The organism is Staphylococcus sp. ACRSN, assembly GCF_022346615.1.
Classification (GTDB): Bacteria; Bacillota; Bacilli; order Staphylococcales; family Staphylococcaceae; genus Staphylococcus.
The window spans coordinates 31,655-57,450 of the sequence record NZ_JAKRNS010000011.1; the positions used below are offsets into that span (position 1 = coordinate 31,655).

Annotated in this window: 23 protein-coding genes; 6 read left to right on the forward strand and 17 right to left on the reverse strand. The window is 31.2% G+C overall.

What is annotated here, in order from left to right:
• Window positions 1-391: 391 nt before the first annotated feature.
• The 10 genes from MHZ36_RS10675 to norA all read right to left on the reverse strand — a co-directional run bounded on the left by MHZ36_RS10675 (window position 392) and on the right by norA (window position 13,189).
• Window positions 392-1,456: a glycosyltransferase family 2 protein gene (locus tag MHZ36_RS10675; RefSeq protein WP_239231618.1), complete on the reverse strand. Its 1,065-nt coding sequence runs from the start codon at window positions 1,454-1,456 to the stop codon at window positions 392-394.
• Window positions 1,457-2,432: 976 nt separating this feature from the next.
• Entirely contained in the window at window positions 2,433-3,272 is an 840-nt protein-coding gene (locus tag MHZ36_RS10680) for an aldo/keto reductase (RefSeq protein ID WP_239231619.1), read from the reverse strand.
• Window positions 3,273-3,441: 169 nt separating this feature from the next.
• A complete protein-coding gene (locus tag MHZ36_RS10685) occupies window positions 3,442-4,791 on the reverse strand; it encodes a hemolysin family protein (RefSeq protein WP_239231620.1) in 1,350 nt (449 codons plus the stop codon).
• Window positions 4,792-5,058: 267 nt separating this feature from the next.
• On the reverse strand, window positions 5,059-6,228 hold the full coding sequence (nagA, locus tag MHZ36_RS10690) for an N-acetylglucosamine-6-phosphate deacetylase (RefSeq protein WP_239231621.1): 1,170 nt from the start codon (window positions 6,226-6,228) through the stop codon (window positions 5,059-5,061).
• Window positions 6,229-6,400: 172 nt separating this feature from the next.
• Complete coding sequence (locus tag MHZ36_RS10695) at window positions 6,401-8,344, reverse strand: PTS fructose transporter subunit IIABC (RefSeq protein WP_239231622.1); 1,944 nt, start codon at window positions 8,342-8,344, stop codon at window positions 6,401-6,403.
• A 2-nt stretch (window positions 8,345-8,346) separates the two neighbouring features.
• A complete protein-coding gene (gene pfkB / locus MHZ36_RS10700; protein WP_239231623.1) occupies window positions 8,347-9,270 on the reverse strand; it encodes a 1-phosphofructokinase in 924 nt (307 codons plus the stop codon).
• Entirely contained in the window at window positions 9,267-10,028 is a 762-nt protein-coding gene (locus MHZ36_RS10705) for a DeoR/GlpR family DNA-binding transcription regulator (protein WP_239231624.1), read from the reverse strand. Before MHZ36_RS10705 ends, pfkB begins: the two co-directional genes overlap by 4 nt.
• 212 nt (window positions 10,029-10,240) lie before the next feature.
• Window positions 10,241-10,720: a Cys-tRNA(Pro) deacylase gene (gene ybaK, locus MHZ36_RS10710; RefSeq protein ID WP_239231625.1), complete on the reverse strand. Its 480-nt coding sequence runs from the start codon at window positions 10,718-10,720 to the stop codon at window positions 10,241-10,243.
• Window positions 10,721-10,882: 162 nt separating this feature from the next.
• On the reverse strand, window positions 10,883-11,644 hold the full coding sequence (locus MHZ36_RS10715; protein WP_275432197.1) for a hypothetical protein: 762 nt from the start codon (window positions 11,642-11,644) through the stop codon (window positions 10,883-10,885).
• A gap of 384 nt (window positions 11,645-12,028) precedes the next feature.
• Entirely contained in the window at window positions 12,029-13,189 is a 1,161-nt protein-coding gene (gene norA / locus MHZ36_RS10720; protein ID WP_239231626.1) for a multidrug efflux MFS transporter NorA, read from the reverse strand.
• 322 nt (window positions 13,190-13,511) lie between these two features.
• Here norA and MHZ36_RS10725 point away from each other — a divergent pair, with 322 nt between their 5' ends.
• From MHZ36_RS10725 to MHZ36_RS10735, 3 genes are all read left to right on the forward strand, one after another.
• Window positions 13,512-13,931: a PPC domain-containing DNA-binding protein gene (locus MHZ36_RS10725; protein ID WP_239231627.1), complete on the forward strand. Its 420-nt coding sequence runs from the start codon at window positions 13,512-13,514 to the stop codon at window positions 13,929-13,931.
• A 448-nt stretch (window positions 13,932-14,379) separates the two neighbouring features.
• Window positions 14,380-14,997, forward strand: coding sequence for a DUF1361 domain-containing protein (locus MHZ36_RS10730; protein ID WP_239231628.1), 618 nt, complete (start codon window positions 14,380-14,382; stop codon window positions 14,995-14,997).
• Window positions 14,994-15,269 carry a hypothetical protein gene (locus MHZ36_RS10735; RefSeq protein ID WP_239231629.1) on the forward strand — a complete coding sequence of 92 codons (276 nt, stop codon included), beginning with the start codon at window positions 14,994-14,996 and terminating at the stop codon, window positions 15,267-15,269. Before MHZ36_RS10730 ends, MHZ36_RS10735 begins: the two co-directional genes overlap by 4 nt.
• 167 nt (window positions 15,270-15,436) lie before the next feature.
• On the opposite strand, the gene mdh is transcribed toward MHZ36_RS10735, so the two are convergent.
• From mdh to MHZ36_RS10760, 5 genes are all read right to left on the reverse strand, one after another.
• Window positions 15,437-16,375, reverse strand: a complete 939-nt coding sequence (gene mdh, locus MHZ36_RS10740) for a malate dehydrogenase (RefSeq protein WP_239231630.1) — start codon at window positions 16,373-16,375, stop codon at window positions 15,437-15,439.
• Between the two features lie 111 nt (window positions 16,376-16,486).
• Window positions 16,487-17,098, reverse strand: a complete 612-nt coding sequence (locus MHZ36_RS10745) for a DedA family protein (RefSeq protein WP_239231631.1) — start codon at window positions 17,096-17,098, stop codon at window positions 16,487-16,489.
• A gap of 74 nt (window positions 17,099-17,172) precedes the next feature.
• Window positions 17,173-17,472: a hypothetical protein gene (locus tag MHZ36_RS10750; protein WP_239231632.1), complete on the reverse strand. Its 300-nt coding sequence runs from the start codon at window positions 17,470-17,472 to the stop codon at window positions 17,173-17,175.
• 25 nt (window positions 17,473-17,497) lie between these two features.
• On the reverse strand, window positions 17,498-18,406 hold the full coding sequence (locus tag MHZ36_RS10755; RefSeq protein WP_239231633.1) for an aldo/keto reductase: 909 nt from the start codon (window positions 18,404-18,406) through the stop codon (window positions 17,498-17,500).
• A gap of 27 nt (window positions 18,407-18,433) precedes the next feature.
• Window positions 18,434-19,363, reverse strand: coding sequence for a CobW family GTP-binding protein (locus tag MHZ36_RS10760; RefSeq protein ID WP_239231634.1), 930 nt, complete (start codon window positions 19,361-19,363; stop codon window positions 18,434-18,436).
• A gap of 222 nt (window positions 19,364-19,585) precedes the next feature.
• Here MHZ36_RS10760 and mgrA point away from each other — a divergent pair, with 222 nt between their 5' ends.
• Window positions 19,586-20,029 (forward strand): global transcriptional regulator MgrA, encoded by a 444-nt coding sequence (mgrA, locus tag MHZ36_RS10765; RefSeq protein WP_239231635.1) that lies wholly within the window; start codon window positions 19,586-19,588, stop codon window positions 20,027-20,029.
• A gap of 91 nt (window positions 20,030-20,120) precedes the next feature.
• Here the strand turns inward: mgrA and MHZ36_RS10770 are convergent, their stop codons facing one another.
• Together MHZ36_RS10770 and MHZ36_RS10775 are read right to left on the reverse strand one after the other, a co-directional pair.
• Window positions 20,121-21,794: an amino acid ABC transporter ATP-binding/permease protein gene (locus tag MHZ36_RS10770; RefSeq protein ID WP_239231636.1), complete on the reverse strand. Its 1,674-nt coding sequence runs from the start codon at window positions 21,792-21,794 to the stop codon at window positions 20,121-20,123.
• The gene (locus MHZ36_RS10775) at window positions 21,791-23,422 is read right to left on the reverse strand and encodes an ABC transporter ATP-binding protein/permease (RefSeq protein ID WP_239231637.1); all 1,632 of its coding nucleotides are present in this window, start codon (window positions 23,420-23,422) and stop codon (window positions 21,791-21,793) included. The genes MHZ36_RS10770 and MHZ36_RS10775 overlap by 4 nt, the downstream gene beginning before the upstream one ends.
• A gap of 277 nt (window positions 23,423-23,699) precedes the next feature.
• On the opposite strand from MHZ36_RS10775, the gene MHZ36_RS10780 reads away from it, so the two are divergent.
• Both MHZ36_RS10780 and MHZ36_RS10785 read left to right on the forward strand, forming a co-directional pair.
• Complete coding sequence (locus MHZ36_RS10780) at window positions 23,700-24,575, forward strand: undecaprenyl-diphosphate phosphatase (protein WP_239231638.1); 876 nt, start codon at window positions 23,700-23,702, stop codon at window positions 24,573-24,575.
• 517 nt (window positions 24,576-25,092) lie between these two features.
• Entirely contained in the window at window positions 25,093-25,794 is a 702-nt protein-coding gene (locus tag MHZ36_RS10785) for a hypothetical protein (RefSeq protein ID WP_239231639.1), read from the forward strand.
• Window positions 25,795-25,796: the final 2 nt, after the last annotated feature.

Sequence of the window (25,796 nt, forward strand, 5' to 3'; positions counted from 1 at the left end):
TATATTTTATTATTTTAATGTGAAATCACAATGATTTGTGAAGTTTTTTGGTGAGGCTTTTGAGTAGTCAATATCAGCAAAAGACTGAGTCTCAGACGACATCCTAGGTAACAATATAGTAAGTTAAAAGTCGGCTAATAACCAGTAAATGCATTTTATATCCTAGACTTTTTTATATCATAATATCCTAAATTTATTTCAATTTCTTTATGCTACTATATATGACAGATGTTCATCTTAATTTTTATAACAAGACTAAATATGTTTAAAGTAAGAAAGTCCTTAAATAAATATTAAAATTTACTTAAGGACTTTTATTTAATTTTTACGCTTTGAAAAATTTATTATCGTAGCACACGCACATTGGTTTTCACTATATTAACCATAGCATTTAACGATGATTTACTAATTCCTTATTACGTTTATAGTGTTTTTTATATTTAAATTGTTCACTGTTAAATTCTTTTGTTCCCATATTAGATGATAAATCTTGGTCTAGGTTTGACTTAACTTTATCATTACGTAGATTGGTAGCTTGGACAATATATTTCGGTCTCTCTTTCACTTCATAGTATATGCGTCCAATATATTCACCTACAACACCAATCGAAATCAATTGAATACCACCAAGTAATAGAATTGCAGCTATTGTTGAAAAGTATCCAGGTGTATTCACACCATTTAATATAATACCTGCAAAAATAAATGTAATATATAGAATGCTGACAAAAAATACAAATAGCCCAAGATAAATCATTGCACGTAGTGGTTTGGTATTAAATGATAGTAAGCCATCTATGCCATAATTAAGTAATTTACCAAATGACCACTTAGACTCACCATCTTCTCTTTCAACATTTTCATAAGTAAATACTTTCGTATTATAACCTATCCATTCATACAATCCTTTAGAAAAACGATTGCATTCATCTAATTCAGTTAGAGAATTGACAGCACGTTGACTCAACAATCTAAAATCACCAACACCGTCTTCCAATTCGATATCTTCAACGAAACGATTGATTGCTTTATAATAAATTTGCGTCATAATTTTACGTGATTTTTTTTCGCCAGTTCTATCTCTTTTAGCGACTACTTGATCATAACCATCCATATACCCTTCAATCATTTTAGGAATAAATTCAGGAGGGTGTTGTAAATCCGCATCTATCATAATTACTGCATCACAATCTTTACTATTCTGATATCCAGCAATCATTGCAGATTCCTTTCCAAAATTTCGACTGAATGATATGAATTTAACATGTTCATCTTTTGTAGCTATCTCTTGAATATAATTAATCGTTTTATCCTTACTTCCATCATCAATAAATAACAAATCATATTGATATTGATGATGCGCACTATCTTCTGACAATATCTCTGATAAGCGCTGATAAGTTTTTAATATTACTTCACCTTCATTAAAGCAAGGCACAATTACTCTTATTTGCATACCTTAACACCTTCATTTCAGTTACTTCTATTCTTACTTTATCAATATTAATCATCTTAAAGCTAACTTAATCATTTAGATTTACACAATCTTTATATTGAATTAATAATCAAGTAAAAAAATTAAAGTTTTTTAAAATAAGTTTGTTATTAACAATGATGTGAAGTTTAAAATTTTAACTTGGTTAATCTATTTAATCTGTTATTTGCATCATAATCGGAAAAATAATAACATAGTTCAAAATTAAAAGTATTAAAAAATATAATTCAAGTTCAATATTTAGCATATTCCCCTTTTTTATATTTGAAAACAAATCCACGTTATATTCAATCTATTATACAACAACTTCACTTTATCATATCATGCCAATTTACATTCTCTGTATATTTCGCTCGCATGGTATATCGATACTAAAATAATCTGAATGAAACATAAATAGCCATTTTGAAAAAAATAAACTACATAGTAATTAAATAGCCTTATTTATATTTAAAATCAGTAATATATACTTTATTAATATCGAAAAAGTAATACCTTTCGCATAATAAACTGATTACTAAACAAACTTAAAATGAGGGGCTTTCAGTATTAGAGGATTTTAATGTAAAAGTCCATATATGTGAAGTATGTTGGTAATACTTCTGAGGAATCCGTACCAGTAAGCTAAGGTGGTATCCTAGACATGTGAGACAACAATACGAAGTTTTGTAAATAAATAGCTAGTAAATGAATAAAAAATCATTTACTAGCTATTCTTCTTCTAAGATTTATTTCCTTGATTCTTGCATAATGGGACAGTTTTTGTATTGATACGTCTTTAAATCAAGCTTTTAACTTTAGTTATTATGTTATATCAATACTGCTATTTTATATGCCTATATTTTTAAAAAATAGGTTTAACCTAAGTGATTTCAGTCTTATTTGTTTCATCAGACCTACTTCTAATTTAATATTAGCAAACAACCTTTTGGTCTAATTACTTTAATGTGCCAATTGATACTTTATCTGGATCTTTACCCTGACGTTCATTTACATTTAAATTGTCTATTAGTGCAATATCAGTTAATTCCAAATTAAAATCAAAAATATCAATATTCTCTTTAATTCGAGTTGGTGTTTTTGATTTAGGAATAATTAATCTATTATGTGCTAGATGCCAACGTAACACAATTTGAGCAGGTGTTTTATCATAACGTTCTGCAATATCTGTTATAATTGGGTTATCTAGTAGGCCCTGATTTCTCATCAACGGCATCCAAGCAGTAACTGCGATATCATGTTTATCACAAAATGCTTGTAATTCTTGTTGGTTGAAGTATGGATGCACCTCTATTTGGTTAACTGCTGGAACAACAGATGTTGCTTCCATTAATTTTTCTAAGTGATGTTGCTTAAAATTACAAACACCTATAGCACGTACCCATCCCTCTTCATATAATTTTTCCATTGCTTTATAGCTTTCGATAAACAAATCATCTTCTTCACATGGCCAATGTATTAGAAATAAATCCAAATAATCCGTGCCAAGGTTTTCTATTGATTTGGTAAAATATTCAATTGTCTGATCATAACCTTGATAATCATTCCATAACTTTGATGTAATAAATAAATCTTCTCTTGGTATTTCAGAACGTTTTAAGGCATTGCCTAATGCAATTTCATTTTTGTAAAAATAAGCTGTATCAAATGCTCTATAACCTGCTTCTAATGCTGCTTCAATTGATGTTTCCATTTCTTCTTCAGTGATTTTATATACACCAAGCCCTACTTTAGGCATTGGATAACTATTGTTTAAGTAATACACGTCTTCTATCATGATGCAAATCCCCTTTCAACCACAAATAATGTTTATTCAATTTATTTTAATATACTCTTATAAAAAAATATACCAACACATCTTACTTTATTTATTTTCCAATTAGACTAAAAAACCAGCTAAGTCATAAAGACCTAGCTGGTTAATGATAAGCTCAAAAGAGCGCATATTAATCCTTTTCTTCCTCATCCTCATCATCTTCAGGAGTTGGACGAGTTTCATTAAATTCATATTTTAATATTACCGTAATGATTTGATGATTATCAATTTCAGCTATAACCCAACGATCATATTCTGTATCAACATAATCATTTTGTTGCAAGTTTGTATTATGCGCTTGTAGCCAACCACCAATAGTATCAATATCTTCTGAATCAATAAATTCAATGCCAAATTGGTCATTTAAATCATCCAACAATACACGACCGTTGATCTGATATTTATTGTCTGATAATTTAACAACATCATTTACTTCATCATCATCAAATTCATCTCGTATTTCACCAACGATTTCCTCAAGTATATCTTCCATTGTTAATATACCTGCTGTACCACCATATTCGTCAATGATTAAACTCATATGCACATGTTCACGTTGCATACGAATTAATGCATCACTAATACGTGTAGTTTCAGAAATCATAGGTAGTTCATGAATATAGTTGCTCACTTTAATTGATTTACCAGATGCATATTCTGTTAAAAATTCTTTCACATTTACAAAACCTTTAACATGGTCTTTATCGCCATCTTCAGTTATAGGATATCTTGTAAATTGATGCTCTTTAATTGTTTCCAATAATTCATCTACGTTAAATGGTTCATTTAATGTAATCATTTGTGTACGTGGTACCATGATGTCCTTCGCATGACGTTCATCAAATGAAAAAATATTTTGCATATAAGCTAATTCAGTTTGATTGATTTCTCCACCATTGTAGCTATTATTAATTATTATTTTAATTTCTTCTTCTGACATCGCATCATTATTTGCATCAGGATCTACACCAAACATACGAATAATCATTCTTGCTGAACCATTCATTAACCAAATTAATGGTTTCATTACTGTACCAAAATAGTACAACGGTCTTGCATAAATGAGTGCTAACTTTTCAGTGTATTGGATTGCCAAAGTCTTAGGTGCCAATTCACCAAGTACAACATGTAAATACGTTACAACAATAAATGCCACAATAAATGAAATAGTTGTTGTCAATGCCTCAGGTAAATTAATTAATTCAAATAGAGGATGTAACAACTTATCAAACGTAGGTTCACCAAGCCACCCAAGTCCTAAAGATGTAACAGTTATACCTAACTGACATGCAGATAGATAATAATCAAGGTTCTTGATCATTTTTTTTACGATTCGAGCACTGCCATTACCTTCTGTGGCAAGTTGTTCGATTCTTGTTGTTCTTACTTTAACAAGTGCAAACTCCGATCCGACGAAGACCGTCGTCAATGCTATTAAAAGAAAAAATATTACTAAATTCATTATGGTCACAGTTTCCAATTAGTTCCCTATTTCTAGGGATTCACCTCCAAAATATCGTGTCACAATAGGTGACCGTTCATAAAATTTTCTATCTCGCAATGCTATAAAATTACTTACTAAATCCTTCCCATTGTAACACCTCCCTAAAAATACGCATTTCCTTTATTTTATCATAATGTAATCTTGCAATCTAATTTATACTACAATTTTTATTTGTTCAACTAGACATTAAAACGTAAAATTTTGTTTGAGTCAACTTTCCACTATTATATATTATTTTATTTTTTAAAAAATTCTTTTTTCAAACTGATGAATTTCTCCCTCTTTAATTGTCGCACATACTGTTTGATCATTATCTAAAATTACAATATCTGCATCTTTTCCTACGGCCAAACTACCTTTTTGATGCTCAATATTAAGTGCAATCGCCTGGTTTAGACTAGTGACACGCCAAATTTTGTCTAATGATTCACCAGTAAAGACCATTAAATTTTTCACGCCTTCATTCATTTTTAATATACTACCTGCTAATGCACCTGACTCTAATCTTGCTTCTGCACCTTTAACATGCACATTTTGGCCGCCAAGATCATATTCACCATCCGGCATACCTTTTGCTCGCATAGCATCCGTAATTAGGAAAAATTGCTTATTACCCTTTTGCTTCAAAGCAATTTTTACAGCAGCAGGATGTGAATGAATACCATCTACAATTAATTCGGTGCTTAAAGTATCATTTGTCCACGCGGCACCAAACACACCGGGTTCTCTATGTTCAAATGGCGTACCCGCATTATATAAATGGGTCACATGTCTAGCCCCTTGCTCTACAGCTTCATTCACCTCATCATATGTTGCCACAGTATGACCAATGGAAAATTTGATTTTGTCATGAAAGGCAGCTAATGTTTCCCTTGCACCACTAACTTCTGGTGCAAATGTTATTACTTTAATTTGTTGATTTGCTATATTTTGAAATTGTTGTATTTTTTCTATTGAAGGTCTTTGGACATATTTAGGATTTTGTGCACCTACTTTATGTTCTGAGATAAATGGCCCTTCTAAATGAATACCAACAATGTCTGCAGCTTGATATTTGTTATGATTCGCTTGATACTTCACTATATTTTTCAAAGCTTTAATAATATTATCATCTGATTGCGTCATCGTTGTCGCTAAAAAACTCGTTGTCCCTTCAGATAATAAAGATTCTGCAAAATGTTTCAATCCTGTTTCTGATGCATCCATTGCATCCTCACCATATCCACCATGTATATGAATATCAATAAACCCAGGTAAAACATGAAGTCCATTCGCATCATACTTAGGTAATGTACCTTCATATTCTCCCTTTCCTAATCCAGCAATTTTACCCGATTTTACTATGATATAGCCTGTTTCAATTGTTTCAAATTCTGTATAAATGCGGCCATTTTCTATCACATATTCTGCCATGTTATCTACCTTCTTTACGTTAATTTACTCACTTCGGACAACGACGCTTTTATATCATTTTACCAAAATTATAGCTTATATTATAATCTTAAGTTTTTTATCTATTGAAAATAAAAATCAGTAGAAATACGATAGCCACGTATCTCTACTGATTAAAAATTTCAATTAAATTCTATTCATTCATTGCTTCTGAAGCACGAATTTCTTCTTTTCCTAATTTTGGTTTTAATAAACCGTATAACAAGGCTGAGATAATTGTACCAATAACAATTGCAATTAACGATTGTAATACGTGACCAAAGTCAGTACCAACGATTACGAAGATACCACCATGAGGTGCTTGAATTGATGAACCTAGACCTAATGCGATGGCACCCGCAACTCCTGAACCAACCATCATAGATGGAATAACACGTATTGGGTCTGCAGCTGCGAAAGGAATTGCACCTTCTGTAATAAACGATAGCCCCATCACATAGTTTGGAACAACAGAACCACGCTGTTCTTTAGTAAATTTCTTTTTAAAGATTATCATTGCTGTTGCGATCGCAAGTGGTGGAATCATACCACCTATCATTGCTGCTGTAATTGGTGCAGCGTTACCTTCTGTTAATGCTGCTGTTGCAAATACATATGCTGCTTTATTGAAAGGACCACCCATATCGATAGCCATCATCGCACCAAGTACTAAACCAAGTAACATAATATTTGTACCTGACAAACTTTGAAGTCCATTGAGTAATAAATTATTCAACCATGATGCTGGTGGATTTAATACATAAATCATTAGTAAACCAGTAATTGCTACAGAGAATACTGGATAAATAAGTGTCGGTTTTAAACCTTCTAATGCTTGAGGTAAACCACTTACAAGTTTTTTAATACCTTGCGTTAAGTAACCTGCTAAGAAACCTGCTAAAATACCGCCAATAAATCCTGAATCACCTGAAACTGCTAACATACCACCTACTAAACCTGCTGCAAAACCTGGTTTATCAGCAATACTACGTGCGATATAACCTGCCAATATTGGAATGATTAATGCAAAAGCACTATTCTTACCGATATTCCATAATTGCTCTGCAAAGGCATTATGTTCTGAACTCTTAGGATCAAATGAGTTAGGTCCAAATAAAAATACAATGGCCATTATAATACCACCAGCAATAACAAGTGGTAACATATTAGAAACACCATTCATTAAATGTTTATAAATTGTTTTACCTACACTTTGCTTTTCGTTTGCTGTTTCTGTATTACTTCCACTATTTCCTCTTGCAACAAACGGTTTTCTTGATGTATCTTGAGCCATTTCAATCAATTCTTGAGGACGTTTAATACCATCAGCAACTGGTACTTCAATCACGTTCTTACCGTCAAATCGATCTGTTTCAACATGAACATCTGCTGCTACAATAATACCTTGCGCGCGTTCGATATCATCTTCTGTAAGATGGTTCTTTATACCACCGGAACCATTAGTTTCAACTTTAATTTTAACGTCCATTTTTTCAGCTTGTTTTTTCAATGCATCACGTGCCATATAGGTATGTGCAATACCCGTTGGACATGCAGTAACAGCGAGTACATATGGCTCATCATTATCAACTGCACTAGTTGCTGTAGCTGCTTCCGCTTCTGATGCCTCTTCTTCAGTTGCTTCATCATCAGCTTTATCAATAATATTTAATACTTCTTCTTGTGATGATGCATTCAATAAATCTTTTCGCACATCTTCATCCATTAAAATGCCTGATAATTTTGCTAAAGCATCTAAATGTGTTTGTGCCCCACCTTCTGGTGCAGCAATCATAAAGAATAAATGTGCCGGTTGCATATCTAGACTTTGATAATCTACGCCTTCTTTCGATTTCCCAAAAGCAATGGCAGGTGTGTCTACAGCAGCAACTTTTGCATGTGGAATTGCAATGCCTTCCCCGATGCCAGTCGTACTTTGTGATTCACGATTATGAATGGCTTCTTTAAAAGCCGTAATATCATTTAATTTACCTGCATGATTTAATTGATTGACTAGTTCTTCAATAACGCCATTTTTATCATTAGAAGTTAAATCCATCGCAATCGTATCTTTAGTTAATAATTCTGTAATTCTCATAATTATACACTCCCATCTAGTGTCTTAATCTGAACTTGTACTTTAATGTCTTCAATCGCATCGCGTGTGGCTAAGTCATCATTAAAAGCTGTAGCAGTTCCCGCTGATACCGCTTGTTTAAACGCTTCATCTACAGGTAATCCATTTTCTAAACCAGCTACCATTCCCGCAACTGTACTATCACCCGAACCAACCGTGTTTACCACATCGCCATTTGGTACAATTGCTTTGTAGCTTTGTTCACGATCTACATAGATTGCTCCCTCACCACCGAGAGAAATAATCACAGACGTTGCGCCTCTATTTATTATTTCTTTAGCGTATTGAATTACCTGTTCATCAGTAGTTATCTTTGTGTCAAACATCACTTCTAATTCATCTTTATTCGGCTTAATAAACAATGGATTATATTTTAATACCGTTTCTACCAAATCTTTTTCTGCATCTACTACGAGTTTTGCACCTGTGGTATTAGTAATTTGGGCAATTTGTTCATAAGCATTAGCCGGTACACTTTTTGGTATACTACCTGCAACAATAACAGTATCCTCTGATGTTGTAGATTGAATTTGTTTTAATAAAGATTCAAATTGCTTTTCTGTAATCGAAGGTCCTGGTGCATTGATTTCCGTTTCATTATCAGTCTTCAATTTCACATTAATTCTCGTATCTTCGTCTACATTAACAAAGTCTGTTTGAATACCTGATTGTTTTAAGGTGTCTTCGATAAACTGGCCTGGAAAGCCACCTGCAAATCCAAGTGCTGTTGATGGCACATCTAACGTCTTTAATACTCTTGATACATTAATTCCTTTTCCTCCTGCAAATTTATATGTTTCTGTTGCACGATTTAAACCATCAAGTTCGAATCCTTGTGCAAACATTATATAATCAATAGAAGGATTAAATGTTACTGTGTATATCATAATGTTCCCCCAATAAAATTGTATTTTTCTGAAAAATATTGAAAAGTAGTACTTTCAATCGCTTTCTTAGATGTAATCAACGTCACATCTTCTGTTAATGGCACATATGCAAAGTAAACTTTATTGAATTTCGAATGGTCTACAAGCACAAAATTTTGCGTTGCCAATTGCATTGCCTTGTTCTTGATAATAGCTTCTTGATCGTCTGGCGTTGTCAGACCATACTTTAAATCGATACCGTTCATACCAAGAAACACTTTATCAAATCGATAACGATTTAGTGTTTCAACTGCACTCACACCAACTGTTGCAAATGTCGTACCCTTTACTTCCCCTCCAATAATCAACGTGCGTATACCTTGTTTAAGAAGTTCTTCCACGTGAGTCAAACCATTTGTAACTACAATGATGTCTTGCGCTTTAATATACGGAATCATTTCCAACGTAGTCGACCCTGCATCTAAATATATACAATCATTATCTTCAATTTGTTGCGCCGCTAACTTTCCAATTTCCTGTTTTTCTCTATGGTTTGTACTTCTTTTATCTGCTAAATTCGGTTCCAATAGAGATGATTGATTTAGAGTTGCGCCACCATGAACTCTTTTTAATTTACCTAGCTGTTGTAATTTAGATAAATCTCTTCTAATTGTCGAAGCGCTACATTCAGTTCGATCAATCAGTTCTTGTAATGTTAAAAAATCTTTTTTTGACAGTTCAGTCAAAATTAACTCATGGCGTTTTTCCGTAATCATCATTTCACCTCATCTCAAAGATATTATAATGTTTCCGCTTTCTTTTTTCAATCATATTTTGTCAAAAACAATCAAAAACAATCATTTTAATAATAATTTTTCAACTTTTTGTCACTTTTTTGCCAATATTACTTTTATATAAAATAAAGACGCAAAAACGATCATAATATTTCATCGTTTTTACGTCTTCTTATTTAAAAATATAACCATTAAATCTACATTTCCGTGATTTTTGTCATTGTAGCTTCCGTAATTTCAATAATATCAGAGACTTTCACTCGAATTTGTGCGCCTCTTTCCCCACCACTTACATATATTGACTCTAATGTTTTAGCTTGATTATCTATTATAGTAGGAAACTTTTTTCTCATACCTATTGGAGAACATCCCCCTCTTACATAACCAGTCACTTGTTTCAAATCATTAAGGGGCATTAATTGTAGCTTTTTTTCATTAACAGCTTTAGCTGCCAGCTTCATATTTAAAGTATCATTAATTGGTATTATAAATACAAAATGTTCGTGCTGTGCATTTTCTAAAACTAACGTCTTAAATATCTCACTCGCATTTACATTGACTAATTTAGCTACTGTATGACCATCCATATGTGTTGCTGTCACTGGAAAACGATTTACTTCATACTCAATATGATTACGATCTAATATACGCATCGCATTCGTCTTTTTTTCCTTCACGTTGTTTACACCTCATTTAACCCTATTTATAGCTATTGTACGCTTATACCAGAATTTAAACTATATTATTTATTTTGATGCCTAATTTTTAATAAAATAAAAAAGCTGACGTTTATTCTACAATAATATCATTATCGTCAGACAAACAATCAGCTTAACTATTTATTTTAATGCAGGTTGTTGAATTACATCTCCTGCTTTATTGATAACTACTTTACATTCTTTTTGAGTTTTAGAATTACTAAATGTATAGTACATGCCCTCTTTTGATTGTTTAACCTGTTTTAGGCTAGCATTATTTCCTAAGTTATCTGTCGCATATTTTTGTGCGATCACTTCAGATTCTTGAGGTGAAATACATGGTGCATTGTTTGGTGGGTTATCTGCAACATGATATGAGGTATCAAAAATTTCAGCTTTATTATGCTTATTAACAGTTACTCTGTAAAATGTGTCCGGCTTTTTTTCATTTTTAAAAGTAAAGATATAATAATATACACCTTGGCATGTACTATCAATACCATAATCATTATATTTATTCTCGCTATGATTATCTTGATTCACCTTTTTTTGTGCAGCTGTTAACGCTTTTTCAAATTGGGGTAAATTCGATTTGCCGATCGCATTATTCTCTAAATTATGAGTAGAATGTTGCGCAATTGGGACAAAATTCTTTGCATTATGTGATTTTACATTTTCTTCTTTCATAGATGCTTCGATAATACCATGTTCATTTTTGTCATTTTCTTCTTCTTGTTTTGGTTTATCTTTAGCTTCTACTATACTTTCAAAACCAGAAAAGCTCGAAATCTTTTCATGAACTGTTACTAACGCATTTTGGTGTGTCGCTAAAAATAGTAATAAGACTAAACAACCAGATAAAAACAACGCTGATATAGCTAAAGTTAAATTTTTGATACTCATTCATTGATACCCACATTTCTTTTAACATTTCTCTATATACTAGCACATAAAATTAACAAAAAACTTATATAGGCCACAATTTAAAACAAATGTAATATCTGTAACAATAGTATTACGCAATATGATTCAATTTAATCTAATTGTCATGTTTTCTTTACCCTAATAAAGAAGTAACGCTATTTTAATACTAACTTTATTTAACTATATATTGTTCAAATAAAAGAGCCTGTTCATATCTTTACTTGTTCGAATTGGTTAATCAAATATTAAACTAAGACTTTGAACCATCGTAAATTATAAAAAAATGCCGGCAAAGTGAATTCCTTTGCCGGCATTTCTGAATTTATTTCTTTATAAGATTTTAAAGATTTTTATAATTATGTTTTATGCCTTTTTAAAACTTTTTCTAATCGATTTTTCAACAAATATTACGAGTATTCCCAATAACATAACTAACACTGCCATATACAATGGAAACTCATAATTTATATCATATAAACTACCTGCTACAAGCGGCCCAATAAAGTTCCCCATGCTTGTAAATGTTGAATTAAGTCCACCTGCAAAACCTTGTCGATCTGCTGCTATATTAGAAAAATAATTTGTAATAGCAGGTCTTATCATATCAAAACCAATAAACACTATGAAACTTATAACCATAATTGACCAATAACTATGAACTAATGTTAATCCTAATAATATTAGCGCTGAATATATCAATGCATATGTTATAAAAGTTAACTCTTTAAAGTATTTCATAAATTTATCAAAAAAGAATACTTGGAAAATGGCACCAAAGATACCACCACCAGTAATCGCAAATGAAATATCTAATGGTGAATAATGCGCTTTATCAGCTGTATAAAGCGGGAATAATGTTTCAAATGCTGATAAACCAAACGCTAAGACAAGCGTAAGTACAATTGGTGTAATAAATACTTTCCAATTGATTTTACTAAGTAATTCAGGTTGATATTTTGTAAAACCATCTTGCGTTTCATTCTTAGGATTTTTAATTAATATTATTGATAAAATTAATGCTAAACAGCCACTACCGCCAGCAACAAAGAATGGCAATCTATGTGAGAATTCTGCTAAAAAACCACCTAGACCAGGTCCAAGTATAAAACCCGAATTAATAATCGCTGACATATATCCAAAATTTTTCGCTTTATCTTTACCTGGAGAAATATCTGCAATCATTCCTGTTACACCTGGCATAACCATTCCTGCACTGAATCCTCCTAAAATTCTAGAAACAATAAGCAAACTAAATGAATGACTGATTGCAAATAAAAATTCAGATACAGCAAATAAAGCTAGACCAATACAGATAATTAATTTTTTCCCTAATTTATCCGCCAATGTTCCACCAAAAGGTGAAATCACCATTTGAGCAAGCGCAAATGCTGCTACTAGTATACCTAAATCACTACCGTTAAGTCCTAGATCTTTAAGATAAACAGGCAGTACGGGTACAATTAAACCTATACCTAAAAAGACTAGAAAAATATTAAAATACAAAATTACAAATTGCTTATTCACATGACTCCCTCCACTTCTCAATACCCAAGGTAGAGTAAAAACTATTTATATTTTTTAATTTAAGCTGATACACGTTTAACCTATTTATTAAATAAGACTATATTTTTTAATTAAGATAAAATTTTATTAACTCATATTTTATTAACTATAAACACTTTATACCCTATTCCCTATATAATTGTCGCAAACATAATATTAGAATATTCTATAACACCAAGCCTGGTAAATACAATAGAAGAATTTTATTTTTCTCATCAAATTGTTAAATAACCATAATTTAGTAGTACAATAAAGGGTAAAGAGTGATAGGATGGTGGTTTAAATGATATATCAAGAAGAAAATAATACAATCGTACTCGTATTAGAACAAGGGGAAGATATCGTAGAATCGGTTACTGATATTGCCAAAGAAAAAGGTGGTAAATTCGGATCGGTTAGTGGTATTGGCGCATGCTCAGAAGTTGAATTAAACTTTTATAATTTAGAGACCAAAACTTACGAGAAAAAACAAATTCAGGAATCATTGGAATTAACTAGTTTATTAGGTAATATTTCTCATATTGATGATAAACCTTTTGCACATTTACACGCAACATTTGGCACAAACACATATAAAACATATAGCGGTCATTTATCAAAGGCGACAGTATCAGCAACTGCAGAAATCATTATCACAATGACTAACCTAGACATCAATCGAAAATTCAACGAAGAAATTGGCCTCAATCTATTAGACCTATAAAAAAACTATCATATAAAGCGTTTCAAGATACTCAAACTAGGACAATGTCTACTAATGTATGCATAAAAGGGCAACTAAAATTACATGTTACCTACGATAATGGTCACACTATTTTCTTATTAATGCATTTCATTTACAATTAGAGATTGTCCTCGTTTTTATTTTACCCATAGTTGTTTATCACCAAATTGTTCACAAATTTCACTTTCATCTATTTTACCCATTTACTAAAATAAGTTTTTCATTAAATTAAAATAAATCGTTACACTACTAATTATAAAATACAACAATCATTGAATTTTGATTTTGAACCTTGTATTATGTATATTCGTATTTCAAATATATGGAACTACATTTTTTTATTATCTTTGGAAATTACGTACAATAAATATGATAGTTAACTTTCTAAAATATAAAATTCGAATATAAATAAAAGGTAGGTGTATCTATGCGTGCGCGTTATATTGCAAGGACGGTTTTTCTTTTACTGATGATCGTATCTATATTCTTTAATAGTTTTTATAAATTTATGACATTAAACTTATTTTTAGCATACGTTCCTTTTGAACTTTGTTTACTTTTAAATCTATTTAAACCTAAATTCAAATTTGAGTGGCCACTCTTCATCATCTTTTCATTGATATTTCTACTTATGGTGCCAAACACCTTATATATGGTTACTGACTTAATTCACTTAAATCAATTTTCATTCAACTTTTACCAAGGTTTATTATTAATTGAATGGGCATATTTTACATTTCTTGTGTCAGCAGTCATTTTCGCACTATATCTTTTAACAATCATGTTTATAGAGATGGAACACTTCACTAAGCATAAATGGTTAAATTATACAATTATCGTTGCCATGATGTTCTTAAATGGCTTTGGTATATTTATAGGACGTTTTTTAAGACTACATTCTGTTTACCTAATCAATGAACCAATGCGTATAATTAAAGAAGTCGTTTTAAGAACAGATTTGAATGCATTTGGTTTCATTTTATTATTAGTGACACTTCAAATCTTACTATTTTCATTTGCGAAAGGAGTGCGAGCAACTAAATGACATTTAATTTCATAGTATTAGCGATTGTTCTAATTATCGCCCAATTAATTATTGGTCATTTATTACACGATATTGGATTTAGCTATAAAAAGAGTATCTTGCTCATGTGCTTACCTCTTGGTATCGGGTTATTCTATTTGCAATTATTTTATTACGAACGTAAATACCAAAAATGGAATGTACCAATTAAAGCGAAATTAAGACTCAAATACATGTATATCTTAACTTTCTTTGAGTATGTCGCTGTTTATATTTGCCTATTTAAAATGTAATGATCAATTTAAAAATGGTATAATTGACTTTACAATCTCGACATTAAAATAGACAAGTTGCTGTCATTTCATAGGCATCATATAAAAATATAAAGTTAATGATAAAACTGCCGACAAACATTACATTTGTCGGCAGTTTTATTTCACTTTGAAAATTAAATATATAGTTACTTTTTAGTTAAAGATTGTTTTACTTCAGTCACAGAATCGGCTGAAATTTGCAATTGACGTTGCTCTTCTTCAGATAATTGTAACTCGACAACCTGCTCAATTCCATTTGAACCTAAAATTGTTGGAACACCTAAACAAATATCAGTAAAACCATATTCACCTTCTAATAGAGCAATGCTTGGTAATAATCGCTTTTGATCCTTTAAGATTGCCGCAATCATACTATAAATTGCTGATGCTGGTGCATAATATGCTGAGCCATTACCTAATAGTTCAACAATTTCTGCCCCACCTTTTCTCGTGCGCGCAACAATACTTTCGATGGTTTGACTATCCAACATTTTATTTAAAGGAATACCATTCACATTTGTTGAATTTACTAATGGAACCATCGTATCACCATGCCCACCTAACACCAATCCTCTAATATCCTTTACAGATACATTTAATGCTTCAGCGATAAAGGTTTGATATCTTGCTGTATCTAAAATACCAGATTGTCCAATCACACGTGATTTAGGAAAACCTGATGCTTTGATTACTGAATAAGTCATAGCATCCACTGGATTAGTTAGTACAATAATTGTGCAATTTGGTGAATGTTCAACAATACTTTTCGTAACGTCGTGCATGACTGATTCATTAACTTGAACTAAATCATCTCTACTCATGCCCGGCTTTCTCGGTACACCTGCAGTAATTACTACAATGTCAGAGTTTGCAGTATCAGCATAGTCTACTGATCCTTTAACATCTACATCAAATCCATACACAGGACTACTTTCCAAGATATCTAATGCTTTACCTTTCACTTGTCCTTCATTATGTGGTCTGTCAATCATTACAACATCTGCAAGTTCTTGTTGTGCAATGATAAATGCTAACGTTGCACCTGTATTACCTGCGCCTATAATTGAAACCTTTCTATTTGCCATAGTATCCCTTCAATCGTTAAATTATTATCTTTATTATAACATTAGAAATGAATACAATGTGTTTGCGAAAATAAATTCATCATTCAATTTTATAAAGTATGTTTATCACATTTACTTATTCTTTTTTGAACGTCTAAACCATTTCCAAAGGACAAATATAATTAAAATGGCTAAAATTATATAAATAACTTTTGAATAAATGTCCATATAATTTACAATTGTGTGCCAATTGCCTCCAACTGCTTGCCCTAAGTAAATAAGTACGATATTCCAAATCAATGTACCAATGGTAGTGAAAATAATAAATAACGGCATATTCATACGCGTTAAACCAGCTGGAATTGAAATTAAACTTCTTAATAATGGGACAAAACGACAGAAAAATATTGTCCAATATCCATATTTTTCAAACCAACCAATTGTCTTGTCTAAATCCTTTGTTTTCACACGTAATATTTTCCCATAGCGATTGATAAATCGATATAAATTATGTTCACCAATCCAAGCGCCTATACCATATAATACAATCGCTCCAAGTACAGATCCAATTGTTGAAGTTATCGTAACACCAAGAAAGCTTAAATCGGATTTCGTAGTCATAAATCCACCAAAGGTTAATATAATTTCAGAAGGAATGGGTGGAAACACATTTTCTAAAAAGATTAAAAATGCGATGCCCCAATAACCAAATTTCTCCATAAAGTGTGTAATCCAGACTTCCATTCATTTCCCCCTATAATCTTATTTCTCATCTGTGATTATAATTCCCAAATCATCTTAAGTTATACAATGTCACTTTAAATTAAATTATTTGCTGTTGCATATAAATAAAGCGATAATCCAAATAATGCTAAAGTTAAAATTGTTAAAAATAATGACAATATTGTCGTTCTTTTATAATGTTTAATAAATGATACAAATAAAATGCCTCCATTATATAAGAAAAACAATCCAAACAATGTCATCATAATATTAATATCCGGAAAACTTAAATTTAAAATTGCAATAACTAATGCAAATCCTAAAAATGGAATATTAATAAAGTTTCGTTCAAATTTTAGTTGCTTTCTACGTTGTTCGTCGTTCTGGTTTTTCATTGCTTACGCTCCTCTTACAAATAAATTACGGTATATCGTGACCCAATGATGCTGTGTAAATATCAAACCATTCTTGGTCAGTCAAAGTAAAATTAAAACCTTCCAATGCTGCATCAATTCTATTTATATTATGTGTACCTAACACTGGCATAATAGATGCTGGATGCTTATTCAGCCAAGCCACAATGATACTATTTGTTGTCACCTCATACTTCTCAGTAAGTGGTGTAATTACATGCATAATTCGTTTTGCTTTTTCATCATTCAAATCAAATAATTTACCTCCAGCCATCGGGCTCCATGCCATTATTTTAACATCATCTTTAAACATATGGTTTAAAATACCATCATCGATTGCGTCTAATGTATACGGAGAAACTTCAAGTTGGTTTACAGTGATATGCAATTTATCACATACTAAACTATGATTGATTAAGTCATATTGTGATTTATTAAAATTAGAAACCCCGAACGATTTCACTTTCCCCTCAGTAACTAATGATTTTAATGCCTCTGTAATTTCATCTGGATTCATCAACGGAGATGGTCTATGAATCAATAGCGTATCTAAATAATCTACGTTTAATTCTTGTAATGAACGTTCAACAGAACGCTTGATATGTTGACTACTATGATCATAGCGATGCCCATTTGCATTAGGTATACGATCTGTAGGTAATACGATGCCACATTTTGAAACAACTTCTATTTCGTTGCGCAATTGTGGTGACAATTTCAACGCTTCCCCAAATATGCCTTCACAACTATAATTTCCATAAATATCAGCATGATCCATAGTCGTTATACCTCTATCAATTAACTCATTTATATAACGATTTAACGCTTGTGGCGTCCAATTCCAATCTTTAGCTCTCCAAAACCCCTGAATAACTTTAGAAAATGATACGTGTTGATTAATTTTAACTTTTTCCATAATTGCACCACACCTTTAACATTTTGTTTATGTGAATTGTATTACATCTAATTTGTTGCGTAATTGATTTATATCCAGTTGTTCACCAATCAATACAATTTTCAATTCCATAGATTGATTTATAACGTGATAATCCGGTAATCCATTTGCATATTGAAATTCATAAGTATCCATTGGAGCATCATGAAATTTAACATATCCCTTTAATCTTAGAACATTATCAGACAACCGTAAAATAAATTGATAAAATAGTTGTCTATCAATCGGTCCAGTAAATGTATAAACTAAACTATTTATGCCGTTGTGATGCCCATGTCTAGTTATATCGGATGTTGATGAAACATTTGAGTGATATAATAATTGTGCTATGTCACATTCTGCATAAGTTGTATATTCAATGGCTGCATTGGGATTCAATTCTTCTAAATCATTTAGCGCTGCTTTTGTATCATTTTTCACTAAATCCATTTTATTAACAATAATTGCATGACAGACTTTCAATTGTTCTTCCATTAAATCTTTTGTATTATTTGTATACAACTTTCTTTTTAAAAATTGAGGTCCATCAACTAAACCTATAATAGTAGGCACATCAACACTTTCAGCAATTTCAGGGTCTTGACAAGCCGCTATAATTTCTAATGGATGCGCAATGCCTGTTGCCTCAATTATTATATGGTGCATTGCACTTTTGTTAATAAAATGTTTTAATTGTTTTATTAAATCCAGTTGTGAATCACAGCATACGCAACCATTTAATATAGATGCAACCTCAATTTGATTACCGAGCGTATAGCTATCTACATCTAAATTCCCGTATTCATTTACAATTACACGTGGTTTTTCTTGGTTATTTAATAGGTAATTTACATAATTTTTTAAAAATGTAGTTTTACCACTACCTAAGAAGCCTGTTAGTATTGTAATAGCAATTTTTCGATTTTTAATATTTTTCAAAATTATCACTCATTTCTAATAAATGTTTGCATAAAAGTTTAAATACTTATATAATTAGGTCTTTATTTGATACAATATTAAAAGACTTCCGGATTTTTGTACAGGTTTTATTTTAGCATGGCAAAGCACAAAAGTATTCTGGAGGGAGTATCGCACAACATTAGACGGATTCAATCCGATACAGAGAGAACAAAACGGATAGAATGTCTGGAGGAGAACTTTATGTCTGAAGAACTTAATTTAAAGGAACAGCTTTGTTTCAGTTTGTATAATGCTCAAAGACAGGTAAATCGCTACTACTCAAATAATGTCTTTAAGAAATACAAACTAACTTACCCACAATTTTTAGTTTTAACAATTTTATGGTCTGAGTCACCCGTAAATGTTAAAAAAGTCGTAACAGAGTTGGCACTTGATACAGGTACTGTATCACCACTACTTAAAAGAATGGAACAAGTTGATTTAATCAAACGTGAACGTTCAGAAGTAGACCAACGTGAAGTATTTATTCACTTAACAGAAAAAAGCGAATCAATTCGTCCTGAGTTAGACACAGCATGCCAAGACGTCGCTGTGGCATCTTCATTAAGCTCAGATGAGTCAGATGAATTAAACAGATTACTTAGTAAAGTAATCAATGCTTTTACAGAAGAAAAAGCAAAATAATTTTCTTAAGTTAAAGTTAAATCAAACAAATTATAGATTTTATAATATTGAGAGCTCAAACACAAAAGTATTTGAGCCCTCTTTTTTTATACTATTCACTTTTATTAATTTCCATCATTTGATATAGATACCCTTTATTTTCCATCAATGTTCGATAATCACCACATTCTACTATATTTCCTTCTGACATAACAATAATTTTATCAAAATCAGCCAGTAATCTTAGGTCATGTGTAGCTATAATTAATGTTTCTGCAACATTATGAATTTGTCGCATAATTGAATCAGTATGATTGATATCTAACGCTGTTGTAGGCTCATCTAGAATCCAAAGTGGCGCTCGTCTTAATAATAATCTAGCTAAACCAATTCGTTGTATTTCTCCACCAGATAAAGTATTACCATTTAGAGTTATTTCCCTGTCCAAAGTAATATGTTGTAATCCTAAATTATTAAACACCTCATTAATATAGCTATCAGCTTTATCTGTAAATAGATTACTTCTTACAGTTCCATCAAAAAGTTGTTGGCTTTGTAATAATGCATTCATTTCCTCATATTTCTCGTTGTCTTTAATTTTAGTGATATCTTGGCCTTTAAACCTGACATAGCCACTATCACTTTCGTATAATCCTAGCATCAATTGTAATAATGTACTTTTGCCTGACCCAGAAGGACCAATAATTGCGACATGCTCACCTTTTTCGACAGTGAGATTAACATCATTTAAAACATATTGTGATTGATTCCAATATTTAAATTGAATAGCTTTAACATCCACTAGCGGCTTAGATTGATCGGCAGTGAGGTGTTCAGAACCTTGAACTATTGGATAAGCGATGACCTCATTTAAATCCGCTAATGATTCATCTGTATCTGCTTTATAATAAGCAACGTTACTCATTGGAATTGCTTGTTCAAATAAGGTCAACATCATCAGAACAATACTTGTTAAATAAACAACATCTAATTCTTGTCGCTGAATTTGCAGCGCCCCCAAAGCTAAAGTTGCAAATAAAGCAAACATAGAAACAATATTTAAGCTATATTCATAAATTGTTAAAAATCGTTGTTCTTTTGCTTGTGCTTTTTTATATAAATCAAGATGATTTAATAATCCCTCTTCAAATTTGTCAACTTGATTAAAGCGTGTTAATTCTTCGTAGCCTTCTTTATAATCATAAAAGTTACTTAGTAAACCATCTTGCTCTAAATTAATTTTTTTCTTTAATTGTCTTGCACGTTTACCACTTAACCACGGGATTATAACCAATGTTAATACCATACTGATACAGATAATGATTGCATGTATATATGAAAAATAAACCATTACAATTGTAGCGATGATAGCAGTAATACCAATGACAACTGGTGGATAATACACACGTAAATATATATTTTGCAAAGCTTCAACACGGTCAATCATTCTTGATATAAGATCACTTGAGTTGTATTTTCTATATATATTAGGCACAACTGGTATTAACTTTTGAAAAAATTGTACTCTTACATTACGTAACATAGTAAATGTCGTTCTATGAGATAATAACCTTTCTATATAACGTGCTATTGCACGTAAAAAACCAAACATTTTAACAGAAACGATTAACACCATTAAAGCAAATAACGGTGCACCTAAAGCACTTTGCGTTACCATGTAACCACTTAGAAAGAACATGCATAGTGCAACGACGCTACCAATTACGCCTACGATAATAGAAAGTCCTAAGTCTCTGTCTATTTTAAACTTAATTCGTGGTTTCATCGTTCATCACCACCTTTATATGCATTGTCTCTATTAAGATTTTGAATAGAATCAATATAGCCGTTTTTTAAATCGATGCGTTTGTTTGCATTTCGAATTGTATGTGCACGATGCGCTATTGTGATCATTGTTGTATTACTAAACGCTGTCATTAAGACATCTTGAATAATTTGTTCTGTCTTAACATCTAGTCCTGTTGCAGGTTCATCAAATATAAGCAAATCTGGATTTAATAATAGTATCCTAGCTAATTCAATTCTTCTCATTTGACCGCCAGATAACATTTCTCCACCTTCACCAATTACTGTATGGACACCATCTTTTAAAGCACTTACCTTCTGTTTTAACCCTACATCCTCTAATACTTTTAATATCACTCCATCATTATATTCACGAAACATAGCAATATTATTTTTAATTGAACTACCAAAGATATATGGTTTTTGACTTAAAAATCCTATTTTCATATTTTCATATTTAAATGATACGGTTCCAGATACGGGTTTGAAGTTTTGTACTATCAATTGTGCTAAGGTAGATTTCCCTGCTCCACTTTGTCCTACTAAAGCAATACGATCCCCTTCATGTATATCTATATTAATTTCATTTAATGCATTTAGGTGCGAATCTAAATATCGATAAGACACATCACGCAGTTGAACAATCGGTGTTTGATACTTATTTACATTCGGTTCTTCTTTTTTCACTTGAGGTGTTTGATCAAGTAATTCGAATACAGCGTCACTTGCGCCTTCACTTTGTTTACCTGTATGAAATGATTGTCCTAAATCTTTAATAGAATTATAAAACTCAGGCGCTAATATAATTGCTATCGCTGCCGTTTTAAAGTCAATATTATGAAATAAAATCAGACCTAATCCTGCCTCTAACGCAACTAAACCAATGCCTAACATACTAATAAATTCTAGCATTAGTCCTGAGAGAAACGCACTTTTTAATATTTTCATTGTTAAATCTCTAAATGTTGTACTCTCTTCATATAACTCATGTTCTGTCTTATGCGTTTTATTGAATAGTTTTAACGTAATAAGTCCTTTAACCTTATTTAAAAATTGCTGACTAAATTCATTAAGATAAGTCATTTTATCCTTTGATTCGTCACGTGTTTTCAAACCAAAAATAATGTAAAACATTGGGATAAATGGTGCAGTCACTATCATAATTAATGCCGTATTTAAATGTATGAAGCACATTGCTACAATTATAAATAAAGGAATCATCATCGATTTGAATACTTGTGGTAAATAACTATTAAAAAATGATGTAATGCCATCTATATTCTGCGTCAATGTATTAATTTGTACACCAATTGGTGCGCGTGTTCTTTTTAAAATTACTTGTTTACGTAAATCAAACTTAACAATACTTGCTAATTTATCACCCATCATTTGATTGAGGGTATTAAACGTTGCCCTCGCAAGAAGCACAATCAATGTAAATATCATTATTCCTATTAAGCCTTGTTGCGTATTCAATAACAATCTATTTAAAATTTCTGCTATTGAAATATTTTGTACTACGACTGTCAATGCTAACAATACACTAAATATAAACATTAGCATTGGATAAATTTTATATTTTAAAACTATATTTGTTAATCTTTTCACAAAATATCACCTGTCACATATTATAGACTTATTCTATAAAAGTTGAATTAATTCGCATTGTATTTCAGTGACAATTTTATGCTAGTTTCATATTTTTGTCATAATTATAATTTAAATATTAATGTTTAAATTATAATTCTAAAGACGAATAATTATTTCCTATTAAAGTTTCACTATAAAATCACATATATGTGGTAAATTTCATTTTTATTATGCTATGATTAAAAAATGAAAAGTAGAATATTAATGAATAAAAAAGAAAGAAAGTAGGTAAAATATGTTAATACTTGAATTAATTAAAGGTATTATCTTGGGTATTGTTGAAGGCTTAACTGAATTTGCCCCTGTATCTTCCACAGGTCACATGATATTAATCGACGACATGTGGTTAAAATCAAGTGAGTTTCTTGGTTCTCAGTCCGCTTTCACTTTTAAAATTGTAATACAACTCGGTTCTGTTTTTGCTGGTGCTTGGGTATTCAGAGAACGTTATTTTGAAATGCTACATATTGGCAAATATAAATCTGAACCTATTGATGGTATTGGACAAAAGCCTAAACGACTCAATTTATTACATATCTTGGTAGGTATGATTCCAGCTGGTATATTAGGTGTACTTTTTGATGATGTAATCGAAAAATATTTATTTAGCGTTCCCACTGTTATGATTGGCCTATTTATAGGTGCGATTTACATGATTATCGCTGATATTTATAGTAAAAAAGTTACTAATCCTAAAACTGTAGACCAAATTAGTTATTTTCAAGCTTTTGTAATTGGACTGTCTCAAGCAGTTGCCATGTGGCCTGGATTTAGTAGATCTGGCTCTACAATTTCAACAGGTGTATTGATGAAAATGAATCATAAATCTGCATCAGATTTTACATTCATTATGGCCGTTCCAGTTATGTTAGCTGCCAGTGCACTATCGTTGGTTAAAAATATGGAATACATTCATATAAGTGATATCGGATTTTATATTTTAGGTTTCTTAGCTGCATTTATTGTAGGTCTAATAGCAATTAAAACTTTCTTATTCTTAATCAGTAAGGTTAAACTTATTCCTTTTGCAATTTATCGTATTATATTAGTAATCATCATTGCTATTCTTTACTTTGGATTTGGAATTGGACAAGGCATTACAAATGCATAAATTAATCACGGAATAATGAACTTAATAATCTAAGACATAAATCTTAAAAAGATAGCCAGTAAATGAGTTTTTTCATTTACTGGCTTTTTGTTTACAATACTACCTATAATTGACTTACTTTCCTAGACTATGGTTTCAACCTTAGTCTTCAACTGGCACTACTTCCTCAAAAATTCCTCAAAACACTTCGCAAATTCTGGCGATTTCACATTTAAACAATAGTATAAATTAATTGTCTAATTTTACATTTGTTTAGTGCTTATTTTATAAATACCTTTACTCATGCTATATTAATAAGCACATTATACCGATTTAGAATAAAAAAGAGCGCTAATCTATTACAAATCAACTCTCCTATTTTATTTAAATAATATGTAAATCTTGAAAATTAGTCATTGGTAAGTTGAGCGCTATTTATTTATTTTTCATAAGCCTTTTATAAAACTGTAATTACAGTTTATTTTCATGTATCATAGGGTAATATGAAGATAGTATAAATTAAATGGAGGCAACGAGTATGAACAAAAAACAATTAATCAAAACAATCATCACAGTAGCTCCTGTGTTTTTAGTACCTCTAATTGTAGAGAGAAAAAAAATAAAAGAACATCCAGATGTTAAAAAAGCGACAGACAAAACTGTAAGTGCTTCAAAAACAGTAGCAGGCAAATCTGTACAATTCAAAGATACGGTAGTTGAAAAATCATCTAACGCTAAAGACTATGTTGCAGAAAAGAAACATGATAGAGATCAAAAACGCGAACTTAAACGTATCGCTAAAGAACACGACCCTGCTTATATCGAGAAAAAGGGCGAAAAACTAGCTAAAGAAAACCGTAAAGAAGCGAATAAGATGGATAAGCTCTTACAAAAAAATATTGATAAACGTCATAAGCAAGAAGAGAAATTACGTGAAGAAAATAAAAAACAACGTATCAAAGATATGAAGCAAGCTAACAAACACATGGAGAAAATTGGCTTAACACCAGGTAAACTTGACGATGAAACAGAGAAAAAAGGCGAAAAACTAGAAAAAAATAATCGTAAAGATATTAATAAATTGGATAAAGTTTTACAAAAAAATATCGATAAGCGCCATAAACAAGAAGAGAAAGCGCAAGAGCAGAATAAAAAAGCAAGATTGTCTGAATTTAAGAAGTACAAAAATTATGTAGCTAAAAGCGTCGTAAAACAAAGCAATGAAGAAAATGGTAAATAATT